This window comes from Aerococcus sp. UBA6277 (genome assembly GCF_002440555.1).
GTDB lineage: Bacteria > Bacillota > Bacilli > Lactobacillales > Aerococcaceae > Aerococcus.
The window spans coordinates 39,236-51,179 of record NZ_DJUR01000021.1 but is presented as its reverse complement, the minus strand read 5'-3'; the positions used below and the strand labels follow the sequence as shown (position 1 = coordinate 51,179).

General features: G+C 41.9%; 10 protein-coding genes. 5 read left to right on the top strand and 5 right to left on the bottom strand.

Features of this window, described 5'->3' with window-relative positions; genetic code table 11:
* Positions 1-118: 118 nt before the first annotated feature.
* Positions 119-1,228, bottom strand: coding sequence for an NAD(P)/FAD-dependent oxidoreductase (locus B2V22_RS03975; RefSeq protein WP_290490688.1), 1,110 nt, complete (start codon positions 1,226-1,228; stop codon positions 119-121).
* A gap of 74 nt (positions 1,229-1,302) precedes the next feature.
* Positions 1,303-2,388, bottom strand: coding sequence for a hypothetical protein (locus B2V22_RS03970; protein ID WP_290490687.1), 1,086 nt, complete (start codon positions 2,386-2,388; stop codon positions 1,303-1,305).
* Positions 2,389-2,764: 376 nt separating this feature from the next.
* Here B2V22_RS03970 and B2V22_RS03965 point away from each other — a divergent pair, with 376 nt between their 5' ends.
* From B2V22_RS03965 to B2V22_RS03955, 3 genes are all read left to right on the top strand, one after another.
* Entirely contained in the window at positions 2,765-4,246 is a 1,482-nt protein-coding gene (locus B2V22_RS03965; protein WP_290490686.1) for an ATP-binding cassette domain-containing protein, read from the top strand.
* 259 nt (positions 4,247-4,505) lie between these two features.
* A complete protein-coding gene (locus tag B2V22_RS03960; RefSeq protein ID WP_290490685.1) occupies positions 4,506-5,657 on the top strand; it encodes a pyridoxal phosphate-dependent aminotransferase in 1,152 nt (383 codons plus the stop codon).
* A 210-nt stretch (positions 5,658-5,867) separates the two neighbouring features.
* Entirely contained in the window at positions 5,868-7,109 is a 1,242-nt protein-coding gene (locus tag B2V22_RS03955) for an MFS transporter (protein WP_290490684.1), read from the top strand.
* Between the two features lie 247 nt (positions 7,110-7,356).
* On the opposite strand, the gene B2V22_RS03950 is transcribed toward B2V22_RS03955, so the two are convergent.
* The 3 genes from B2V22_RS03950 to B2V22_RS03940 all read right to left on the bottom strand — a co-directional run bounded on the left by B2V22_RS03950 (position 7,357) and on the right by B2V22_RS03940 (position 10,653).
* Positions 7,357-8,196: an aldo/keto reductase gene (locus tag B2V22_RS03950; RefSeq protein WP_290490683.1), complete on the bottom strand. Its 840-nt coding sequence runs from the start codon at positions 8,194-8,196 to the stop codon at positions 7,357-7,359.
* 127 nt (positions 8,197-8,323) lie between these two features.
* Positions 8,324-9,715: an HD domain-containing protein gene (locus B2V22_RS03945; RefSeq protein WP_290490682.1), complete on the bottom strand. Its 1,392-nt coding sequence runs from the start codon at positions 9,713-9,715 to the stop codon at positions 8,324-8,326.
* 62 nt (positions 9,716-9,777) lie between these two features.
* Positions 9,778-10,653: a lipoate--protein ligase family protein gene (locus B2V22_RS03940; protein ID WP_290490681.1), complete on the bottom strand. Its 876-nt coding sequence runs from the start codon at positions 10,651-10,653 to the stop codon at positions 9,778-9,780.
* 166 nt (positions 10,654-10,819) lie between these two features.
* On the opposite strand from B2V22_RS03940, the gene B2V22_RS03935 reads away from it, so the two are divergent.
* Complete coding sequence (locus B2V22_RS03935) at positions 10,820-11,272, top strand: DUF1934 domain-containing protein (protein ID WP_290490680.1); 453 nt, start codon at positions 10,820-10,822, stop codon at positions 11,270-11,272.
* 71 nt (positions 11,273-11,343) lie between these two features.
* The gene (rpoE, locus tag B2V22_RS03930) at positions 11,344-11,922 is read left to right on the top strand and encodes a DNA-directed RNA polymerase subunit delta (RefSeq protein ID WP_290490679.1); all 579 of its coding nucleotides are present in this window, start codon (positions 11,344-11,346) and stop codon (positions 11,920-11,922) included.
* Positions 11,923-11,944: the final 22 nt, after the last annotated feature.

Genomic DNA, 11,944 nt, shown 5'->3' with positions numbered 1-11,944 from the left:
AAGTTATGCGAACTAAGTAGGTGAAAAAAGAACGCGAAAAAGTCCTTGCTGATTCATTTGAGACAGCAAGGACTGTGTATTGTATCGGTTATTTGAAATGAATTGAAAGACTTTCCTACTATTGGACACGTTTTTGGATATAATTTTCAACGGCATAGTCGCTAGGATCAAGCAAGGTTTCCTCATTGTTGATTAGGCGACTCATCTCTCTAGCAATCAAAGGGCCAGTGGTTAAACCAGATGAACCCAGGCCGGATGCTACATAAACATTTGGTCGGTCAGGCAATGGTCCGTAGAAGGGCGCATAGTCAGAGGTGTAAGCCCGGCTACCAATTTTATAATCAGTGACTGGATAGTTAGCCAATTCAGGGACTAGTTGATAGATTGTGGAAAAGATACCCACTAATCGACTTGGGTCTGTGGATAAATCAAATCCTTCTTCGTCTTCATGACTAGCACCCACAAAGATTTTCCCGTCTAAATGGGGGATAAAATCACCTTCACCTTCAGGCATAATCAGGGGTAATGCTGGGGTATCCCAGTCAGTTTCTATCACTGCCAGTTGGCCTTTTTGAGGGCGGACATCTACTTGATAGCCCAGTGGGTCAAGAATCTGACCCAGCCAAGCACCAGTCGCTAAAACCACGGTATCATAGACTTCTTGGTCATTTTTTACCATAATTTTACCATCATTTAAGAAAGTTAATTCAACCCGACCATTCACAACTTTTAGATTTTTCCCCTTAGCTGCGGCAATTAAATCCTGACATAAAGCTTGACCGTCTACTACCGCACCGCCATCCGTTTCAATCAGGTCATTGTCATAGTGAAACTGTGGAAATCTAGCCTGTTGATAAGTTGGGGATAACTTGTTAATTTCTTGGATTAAAGGGGCTTCTGCCTGCCGTTTTTCAGCAATCGCCATCAAATCATCGATCAGTTTGGGCTTTTTCTTCAACAACCAAGTTGTTTTTTGTTGATAAGCCTGAGTCACTATCCCAGTGTCCGCCAAATCTTTCAATAAGTCTCGGTAAAAATGGGCCCCACCATTGGCTAGGCGGTACCAGGGTTTATTGCGACGTTTAGAGAACCAGGGGCAGATAATACCGGCCGCCGCTTTAGTAGCTTGTCCAGTTCCGTCGTCATACAAGGTTACATCATGGTCTTTGGTTAAATAAAAGGCAGCGGTCGATCCAAGGATCCCGCCACCTATTACTGCTATCTTCACTTAGTTAGCTCCTTACTATATATCAGTACAATGTATCAGTACCAAAATCAGCGCATTTCATCTTTTGCTAGACTTTATTTTTTACGGCGCTGACTGGTTTTGTCAGTTTCGCTAATTTTTTTATCGTCTTTATCTGCCATATCAGTGTAACCATCGCGTTCTTGACGGTCCTGCATTTCCCGGTAAGTCTTCCGGTTAATAATCGGACGTTTCAACATAACGGTATTCCACAAGTTATTTAGACGCATGGGTTCATCAGAGACTGACGGTTTTTCTTCATTATGATTATCAGGTGTTTTGTCTAATTCCCGAACTGGGGTTAAATCCTCGACGTCATTCCCCGGCTTGCCTGTTAAATAGGCGCCTAAAGTTGGTGAATAAGTGTCGTCATCACTTAAAGTTGACTGAGCCGCTCGGTTTGAAATCCACAAGTCTACTTTGTCGCCCACATTAAAGTAAGCAACCAAGAAGTAGTAAGCCACAGCAATGATGGCCACCAACCATACCAACCAAACAGGTAGGTTTACTTGGGCTACCCGGTATGAATGGATAATGTAGGGTAGGATGAAAACCAGTGCGGCAGAAAAGATGCCGGCCAATAAATATAAGACATTAAAGCCTTGATACCACTTGCGGCCAAAGGCGGTATTGCGTCTGAAAGTCACCCAGAAGAAAATGGCTGTGAAAATCACGAAAACCTGTAGAGGCAATCCTAAAATCGATACCGCAACTGGCATCTGGATAGCAGAAGCAAAGTCCCCCCACCATGCGTAACCGGCAATAAACATATAAGTCGCATAAATGGTTAAAGTTAAGATGAAAAATGATAGAACAGCTGGTACATACTTAGCTAAATTAAAATCATAACGTTCAATATTCAAGCGACGTAGGGTCAACTTGCAATAATCTTCCCCCGACATCCCCAGCACTTCCTCCGCTGAAATTTGTCGCAATTCCGCCACTTGCAACCGATCCACTAATTTCGATAATTCCTGATAAATCGCTGGTTGCGCTGGACCACTCGTTAGAAAGTACCCCTCACAATCCTGGAAGAAGGACCGCATATCCGCCGATAAGGCGCTGGCTTTCTCATGCGTCTCGGCTCGCAAAACTTGCATTTGGTTGACACTCGCATCCGTATTATATCTCCGTTGTGCCATGGTATACACTCCTCATTAGTACAATTGATATATTTATTTAGAAAAAGGGTTAAAGCGTTTTTGCGGGCATCCCTTATAACGCCACTTCCTTTTCATTATATACTACCAAAAGTCAGACCAATAGCGGTAGCCTTTAAATCTTTTGTAATTTTTAATGGTTAGGGATTTTTGTCGCACTTTTGAAAGCAGCGGGCCACGAATCCACATGCCAGGTAAAAACAAAGGTAGAGAATTGTTATATAGGATAAGTGGCCCTTGATTTTTTGTGCATATGATAATATGATTAGAATAAAACGATATTTTATTCTGTATTTCTAATCCTTTGATTTTTTGGGTGTAAGTTTCGTTTGGGGTTATTTTGGTATAGGGAGGGTCTATGAAGAAGTATTTTAAATGGTATTGGAAAGAAAATGCACTGTTAACTTTGATTATCTTGCTAGGGGCAGTGGCACAAATTGTCGCCAGCGTTTTGAATGCCAATGTCTTAAATGCATTGATTGCCTTTGATTGGCAGACGATGATAGTGTCTATCTTATGGGTGACCTTGTTACAAGTCGCTTATATCTTAACGCTCCTGGTTAAAATTCCCTATCAGGCGAAAGTTACGCAAAAGATGGTAGCAGCCATTCGAAAGGATATTACAGAATCCATTGAAAAAATGCTCTACCAAGAATACCATGGGAAGCATTCTTCCGCCTTTGCTTCTTGGTTAACCAATGATATCAATACCATTGAGGAGAGCGGTTTTGCAGGTGTATACGAAATCATTAATTTAGCCGTCATGGGCATCGGCGCGATTATTGCTTTATTGTATTTTCATTGGTCTATTCTATTATTCTCACTTGCTTCAGCTGTGTTAACCTTATTGTTACCACAATTAGTGACGAAACGTGTTCAGGATGCAACAGTTGAAGTCACCAAGGAACAAGAGCAGTTCATGCAGACCATTACTAGTACTTTACAAGGATTTGATACCTTGTTTTCTTATAATTTGCTTTCTCGGATTACGCGACGCATTGAACAAGGATCCAAACAAGTGGCCACTGCAACTGTGCACCAACATCAACAAGTCACCTATTCAGCTATTCTGGGTGCATCCGGCAACCTTTTTGGCCAAATTGGGGTTTGGGTATTGAGTGCAGTTTTGGCCTTTAGACAAGTGATTTCTATTGGGTCGATTTCAGCAACAGAAGGCTTGAGTTTTCAAATATTTAATAGTGTAGGGAATATCACCAATTATTGGATGGAAGTGCGAACCGTTTATCCAATCTTTGAAAAATTTGCCAGCATTGAACAAACAGAACAAGCCACTTACAATGCATTTGTCGTTAGTGACACAGGGATTGACTTAGAAAATTTAGCTTATGCCTACGAAGATAAGGTGATTTTTGAAGAACTCAATTATCATTTTGACCAAGGCCATAAATACGCCATTGTTGGGCCTAGTGGATCAGGAAAAACGACTTTACTGAATATCTTAAATGGGAAACTAACCGACTACAGCGGATCAGCCCGTCTGATGGATAATGAGTTAAAAACAGTTGACGGGTATGACATTCGCCAAGAAGTCATTTATCTAGACCAAACGCCATATATGTTTGAGGGGACGATTCGAGATAATATTACCTTAAATAATGATTTCTCTGATGACGCTATTTGGATCGCATTAACAAAGGCGGGGTTGGCGACTGCAGTAAAAGCTCTTGACCATCAATTGGACAGCAATATCGGTGAAGCCGGACGCTTATTGTCAGGTGGTCAGAAACAACGGCTAGCCTTGGCCCGTGGTTTAGTCCATGGTAAAAAGATTATCCTACTTGATGAGGGGACCTCTTCACTTGACCAGGACACTGNNTAAAAATCGAAAAGGACTTGGTCGATGATCCAAGTTTGACAGTAATTATGATTACCCATCACTTACATAGCGACATTGAGGCATCACTTGATGGCATCCTAGATTTAGGGACTTGATTGGTTTGTCTTGGAGATTAGCTTGGTATTGCCTGTCCTTTTGCCAAAATGTTTGGAAAAGACATCACGATTTTTGGGGATAAGTGCTACAATATAGAAAATACGCGGTTGGGGGACTGACCGATTAATGAGAGGATTTGTGTGGTATGACGATTAATGAGCGATTAAAGCAGATTACGCCGTCTGAGATTCGGGCTTTTGATGCGCAGGTGTCAACGATTCCAGGCTTATTGAATTTTACGATTGGGGAGCCGAACTTTGATGTGCCTGAGTTTATTAAGGATGCGATGAAAGAGGCTTTGGATAACAATTTCACCCATTATGCGGCTTCGGATGGCTTACAAGAATTGCGACAAGCGATTGCTAATTTCTATCATCGTCGTCATCAGCTGAAGTTAAACTGGCAACAAATTATGGTGACAGTTGGGGCTAGTCAAGGGTTTATGATTACTATGATGGCCCTTTTGAATCCTGGCGACAAGGTCTTGATTCCTTCGCCGTATTTCCCACTATATAGCTATTCCTCCATTTTATCCGGTGGGGAGTCAATTTTTGTGGATACGTCTGCGGATGACTTTGTCTTAACGCCTGAAGCTTTGGACCGCCAGTTGCAAGCCCATCCTGAAGTGAAGTTGTTGATGCTGAATTATCCGAATAATCCAACTGGGACCACTTATACTAAAGCTCAAGTACAAGCTTTGGCGGAAGTCTTACGGAAATATCCAGATGTCTATATCTTATCGGATGAAATTTACGGGGACTTGGTTTATGACGGCGACCACTATTCAATGGTAGAAGAATTGCCGAACCGGACTATTTTACTGGCAGGTGCGTCTAAATCTTATGCCATGACCGGCTTTAGACTAGGTTTCTTACATATTCCAGCTGACCTCTACGAAGAGTTGTTCAAAATTTTCCAAACTATGGTAACCTGTGTATCAACACTTGACCAGTGGGCTGGGGTAGCTGCTTATAACGACGGCGATCAAGCTATTGACGACATGAAGGATGAATACAACCACCGCCGGAAGATGATTGTGGACCGGATGACTGCTATGGGATTTGATATCCCGCATCCGGCTGGCGCATTTTATGTATTCCCCCGCATTCCAGCCAAATACGGTGACGATGACCAAGCCTTTGCCCTAGATTTAGCGGAAAATGCGAAAGTCGGTGTCATTCCTGGCTCAGCCTTTGGGCCAGGCGGCCAAGGTTACTTCCGTTTCTCTTATGCTGCAGCCTACGAGGATATCGCCGTAGCCATGGACCGGATGGCGGCCTTTATGGAAGCATTATAGAAAAATAAATAGAAGAAAAATAAATAGAATAAATAAAGTCGGGGCCGCGGGTCTCGATTTTTTTGTTTTGTCAAAGTGGGTTTCGATGTCATTAGCTTTTGCCTATAAATTACTTGTGTATGCCTTTTTGAACGGCTTAAATATCGACAGGGGAAGCTTGGTCGAGTAAGATGGAAGATGAAGAAAGATTGAAATATGGGGGAGATTTCCATGAATGAAATCAATGAACAAACAAATAGCAACTGGGTAAGGGATGTCGCATTATTCCTAACCAGTCAGGGAATTTCCCTATTCGGCTCATCCATCGTCCAGTATGCCATTATGTGGCATATTACGATTGAAACAGGGTCTGGTGTCATGATGACCTTGTATATCATCTGCGCATTTCTACCAACCTTTTTACTGTCGCCAGTAACAGGGGTCTGGGCTGACCGGTTTAACCGTAAGCGATTAATCATGTGGGCTGATGGTGGGATTGCAGTAGCTACCCTGATTTTAGCCCTGTTGTATATGCAGGGTTACCAAGAGATTTGGATGTTACTGATTGTGGCGGCCATTCGTGCCTTTGGGGCAGCCGTTCAAACACCGGCAGTGGGTGCCATTTTGCCCCAAATCGTCCCTAAATCAGAATTAACTCGGATCAACGGCCTCAACTCCTCAATTCAAGGAATCCTAAACTTCGGATCGCCCTTGATATCAGCGGGTTTACTAGCAGCTTGGCCACTGGCTTATATCTTCCTAGTCGATGTGGTTACAGCAGGATTAGCGATTGTTACCATGCTCTTCTTGAAAGTTCGGACCCATGATAAGGCAAATAGCAACCAGTCTGCGTCCTATGCTGTCGATTTTATGTTGGGTGTCCGTTACGTCAAAAACCATGACTTCCTAAGAAACCTATTCATTTTCTTCGGAATTTTCATGTTACTGATCGCGCCAGCCTCAATGTTACCGACCTTAGTTGTGACAAGGACGTATGGAGACGAAGTGTGGCGGTTGTCAGCTATTGAAATTGCCTTCTCAGTCGGGTTCGTCTTAGGTGGTGGCTTGATTTCTTGGTGGCAAGGATTTCCCAACCGAATCAAGACCATGGCCTTGGGTTCCTTTATCTTGGCAGCCTGTACCTTGGGATTAGGGTCGACCAGCAACTTCTGGTTGTATGTCGTCCTGATGGTCATTACAGGGATTGCTGTCCCTTTATTCAATACACCGTCTATGGTATTGATCCAAGACCACGTGGAAGAAGCCTATCTAGGTCGGGTGTTTGGCGTTATGTCTATGATTAACACCGCCATGATGCCTTTAGGAATGGCCTTGTTTGGCCCATTAGCCGACTTTATGCCTATTTCCTATATCCTGTTATTCGCAGGATTTGCCTTGGTCATTCTATCATTTGGCTTTTTACGGAATAAAGCCTTGCTCGAAGCAGGGAAACCAATAGCTAAAATTAAATAGGCCACAATAAAAAGACAGGATTAAACCTGTCTTTTTATTTTCATGACTTATACGCCTATCACCTTGCTCTGGTCGAATTTTCTTCCAAAGAAAAGGATTCTAGGGATTTTAATGAAGAGTATAGTGTAGTGTTCAAAACATTGGGTCCTTGATTTCCAACTGAACCACCTAATAACTGTGAATCACTTGCTGTACAGATATATGAACTCATTTTAATCTGCCCTTATTAAAGTAAATATGCTTAAGACTACCTACTTAAAATATATTTGACTCTTTCTGGATCCCAATGTGGTGCTTGGTTTGGTTGTCCAGTATCTAAGCCTTTCAGTTTGGCCATATCTTCATCTGATAATTCAAAATCAAAGACATCAAAGTTTTCATCCATGCGTTCTTTATGGGTAGTTTTTGGAATTACTACATAACCTAATTGTAGTAAGAATCTTAGGCCAACTTGGCTATTTGACTTACCGTATTTATCACCAATGGCTTTGATATCAGAGTGGTTAAAGAAATCATGATTACCTTGTGCAAGTGGTCCCCAAGCTTCAAGGACTGTACCATATGGTTCCATCACTTTTTGTAAGGCTTCTTGTTGGTAGAAGACGTGTGCTTCTACTTGGTTGACCATAGGTTTAACATCCACAAAATGCACGAAATCTTGGTAACGACCTGGGTAGAAGTTAGAAATACCAATCGCTCGAATAACACCTTGACGGTAAAGTTTCTCTAAGGCACGCCAAGCACCGAAATAATCACCGAATGGCTGATGTAATAAGACTAAGTCTAGGTAATCAGTCCCCAAACGGTTTAGTGATCCTAAGACCGCATCGTGTGTTTTTTCTTCACCATAATCACTTGGCCAGATTTTCGTGGTTAAAAAAATATCCTCACGTGGTACATCTGACATGGCTAGACCTGAACCGACCGCTTCCTCATTTTGATAAAATTGGGCGGTATCAATCGACCGATAGCCGGATGCCAAAGCATCAATAACTGAACGTTCACATTCCGAATAATCCTTGATTTGAAAGACACCAAAACCTAACTGGGGCATATCAACACCATTATATAAGCGAACATTTTCCATATTCCCACCTCCGTTACCTTCATTATAATTTAAAAAGCTTACAAAGTTAAAATGTAAGCTTTCTCGTATAATTATATTTTAAAGTATAGGATTGAATTTTAGGGATAATGAGATGTTTGTTAGCAGACTAGATAAAGGTATCTGTTAGGTTTTCGTCTAATGGTGTGATTTTACCTGTTTTGGTCATGGCGTGGATTTGCGTCAAGATAGGTTCAAACAAGGTAATGTTGTCACGGTTTTTCCCATAGAATAACTCATTAGGTAAGAATAGGCGCTCATCACCGCGCTGTTGACCAGTAAAGGCTGCGATTAAACTCGAAGCTTTTGACAATTCGACCATGTGGCCATTTTTCTCAACTAATTCAATTTGCGTACGTGGTTTCTCCGCATTTGGTCTGTAGAAATCATACGGTAAATCAAAGCGCGAGTTGATGGCAACGTAGTATTGGATGTCATAGCCCAATTTACCCACTAAGTCGATTAATATTTTCACGTCTTCTTGGTTTTCAACCTCGTTATAAGTGACTGACTTAAATGGTTTACGGTTGATAAACCGGTCAGCTAAATCTCGCAAGACTGGGTCTTCTGCATAGAAAATCCAGTGTTGGAAATAAGTTTGTAAGACCCCGTCATCTAGGCGCAGGTAGTCTTCTAATGTCCAGTCCTGAGTAAAAAATGGCTCTAAGAATGAAGCGTGGGTATCACGACTGGTAAATGCATCTTTTGTCAGGAACAATTCTTGAGCACGTTTTAACAAATGGTGGAGTAGCATTTCCATCCCTCTTGAAACAGGGTGGAAGTAGACTTGCATGTACATTTGATAACGACTTGTAATATAGTCCTCCACTGCGTGCATGCCGTTGTAGTCAAAACGAATCCCGTCTTTATAAGGGTGCATCACTCGCAGAATTCGACTCAAATCAAAGTTCCCGTAATTGGTCCCTGAGAAGTAAGAGTCACGGAGTAGATAATCCATCCGGTCAGCGTCAATTTGACTAGAAATCAACTGAACAACTTGTGGATTTGGGTAAGTCTTATCAATGACTGATGCCACTTGTCTTGGGAAATCAGCGGATACCCCACGCAAAATCTGGTTGACCTCAGTGGCTTCTGACAAAATGATTTCTCTGGTCATCTTTTCGTGATCGGTATTGAAGATATTTTCAAAAGTATGGGAAAAAGGCCCGTGCCCAATATCATGCAAGAGGGCTGCACATAAAACCACTAATCGCTCAGAATCATCCCAAACCCCGCCGTTTTCAATCGAAAAATTGCGAACGAATTTATCACAAATCTTCCGGGCAATTTCATACACACCTAATGAATGACTAAACCGTGAATGTTCCGCGCCGTGGAAGGTATAAGAAGCCGTCCCCATTTGTTTGATTCGGCGTAGGCGTTGCATTTCTTTAGCATTGATTAGGTCCATAATTACCTGGTGTTGGACGTGGATGTAGTCGTGCACGGGGTCCCGAAACACCTTCTCGGGTATGCGTTTACTCGCTTCTGCAATACTCATAACAGTCTCCTTTGTCAAATTCTGCCTCTCTATATTTATACGTGAAGGTGGGCGGTTTCTATCTATTGATTCGCTAATATATCGTAAAGGACTTGGTTTCGTTTCTGCATCCGTTGGCTATAAGTCACCGTATCCAAAGTCTCTTGACTTCGTTCGACTAATTCAACCCCAGCATCCGCAATCACTGTTAACAAGTCATCGACAAATTTTTCGACTGTATCAATAGGCGCGAAGTCGGACAAGTTGGCCATAACATTAGGGTCCACGTTTGGATACCGGCCTTTTTCATCTTTACTTGCTTGACCGAATTTGTACATATCAGCGATTAATTGGCCGCGACTGGCTTGATCTCCGGTGATTGACATGTAGAGGTAGATACCTACTGCATGACCGATTCTACGTTGGGCAATACCGGCTACTTTTTGCCCACGAATGGATACGTCAAATTTACCAGGGCAGTAGGATGTTGCGACTTCCCCGACTTCTAGTGATATACCATATGCGTCCATCATTGCTTGTAAGAGTGTGACGATAAAGTCATAAGCCTGATCGATGGTAAAGGATTTGTTTTTAGTGTCCATCAATAGGGTCACGTTCAAGACATTTGGGTCAGATACCACCGCTAACCCACCAGCAGGTCGTACAACCGGCAAAATGGCTTGGTCCTCATACAGCCAAGTCACAGCTTGATTAAAGTCTGGTAGCCTAGTGTCCATGCCCCCAAGGATAACAGTTGGGCGGGTTGGCCAGAAATGAATGGCTAAGGGCGCTTCAAAAGATTCTTGGTTAATAGCATTCAAGATAGTGTCATCAACTGCAAAGGGTAACAAGGCTATATCTGCTTCCTCTAAATCATAGGCTTGATTATTTTGAGTAATATCTTTATAAACCGCCATAGTCAGCGGTTTGTCGCTTGTTTTAAAGTCGTCAAACATCATGTGAAAGTCCTTCCCACTAATTTGTCTATATTGTACCATAAAAGTAGCTATTTCCCCTATTTCACGGCGGTTTCATAGGTATCTAATCTTTGAAGTCTAAGGGAATCGTGTTAGAATAGGGGAGGTTAAATATACAAGAAAAATTGTCATTAGAGGAGGTTGCCAAATGGCAAATGCTGGTAAACAAGCAATCCAGTTAAAAGTTAAAAACTATATCCAACAAGATCGTGATGGCCAACAAGTGCAAGAGGAATTTACCACGAAAACAAAGGGTTACTACTATGAAGTCGGCGAGGCTATTTATGTAGAATATGAAGAAAAAATCACTGAAAACACGGTAGCTGTCCGTTTAAAATTTGAAGCTAACGATAAAGTGACTATCCGTCGTCAAGTGAACGGTACAGAAACGACAATGAATCTAGTCAAAGGTAAAAAAACGGATATTCTCTACCATGTGACAGATGCACAAGCAATTACTTTCCAAGGACAATTAAATTTACTTAATGTAAACCAAAACGATGCGGATACCTTTAATGCCCGGATGGCATACAACTTATACCAATCAGAAGAAATGATTGGGCAATACCAAATCGAATTGCAAACAAGGGTCCATGTGTAGTAATATATAGTGGATATACTAGACGATTAATCACAAGTGCGTTGGTTATAAGGCGAAAGGATGAACTAGTAGTGGAATTAAAAGGATTTGCTGGTCAAAACAAAGAACAGTTATCAATGGTTGAAGTCGCATACCAAATTTTAGTGGAAACGAATAATGTATTCGAGTTCAATGATTTATTAGCTGAAATTCAAGATTTCTTGAACATGCCACAAGATGAATTAGAAGGCAAAATGGCGAATTTCTACACAGAAATGAACTATGATGGTAGTTTTATCTCTTTAGGTGAAAACCGTTGGGGCTTACGTGAGTGGTATGCAGTTGATTCAATCGATGAAGAAATTGTTTCTTCTATCGATGATGACGATATTAAAGCGAAACACAAAGGTAGCAAGAGTCTATTGGCGTCTGTTGAAGATGACGATTTAATTGACTACGCGTCTGACGACCCAGAAGATGTGGACTACGTTGAAGACGAAGAAGATTACGATGACGAAGAAGAAGATGAAGAAGACGAAATTTCAGCTTACTCTTCTGACCTAGGTGAATTAGGCGATGACGAGGAAGAAGACGATCTTGAAGATGGTCTTGAAGGCGACCTTAGCTTAGTTGACGAAGATGATGATGAGGAAGACGAAGAAGACTTCTAACAAAGACTTCTAACAAAGATTT

What these genes read in the sequence shown, in the direction of transcription:
- B2V22_RS03970 (WP_290490687.1), bottom strand. Translation starts at nt 2,388, where the DNA reads ATGGCACAACGGAGATATAATACGGATGCGAGTGTCAACCAAATGCAA.
- B2V22_RS03960 (WP_290490685.1), top strand. Translation starts at nt 4,506, where the DNA reads ATGACGATTAATGAGCGATTAAAGCAGATTACGCCGTCTGAGATTCGG.
- B2V22_RS03955 (WP_290490684.1), top strand. Translation starts at nt 5,868, where the DNA reads ATGAATGAAATCAATGAACAAACAAATAGCAACTGGGTAAGGGATGTC.
- B2V22_RS03950 (WP_290490683.1), bottom strand. Translation starts at nt 8,196, where the DNA reads ATGGAAAATGTTCGCTTATATAATGGTGTTGATATGCCCCAGTTAGGT.
- B2V22_RS03945 (WP_290490682.1), bottom strand. Translation starts at nt 9,715, where the DNA reads ATGAGTATTGCAGAAGCGAGTAAACGCATACCCGAGAAGGTGTTTCGG.
- B2V22_RS03940 (WP_290490681.1), bottom strand. Translation starts at nt 10,653, where the DNA reads ATGATGTTTGACGACTTTAAAACAAGCGACAAACCGCTGACTATGGCG.
- B2V22_RS03935 (WP_290490680.1), top strand. Translation starts at nt 10,820, where the DNA reads ATGGCAAATGCTGGTAAACAAGCAATCCAGTTAAAAGTTAAAAACTAT.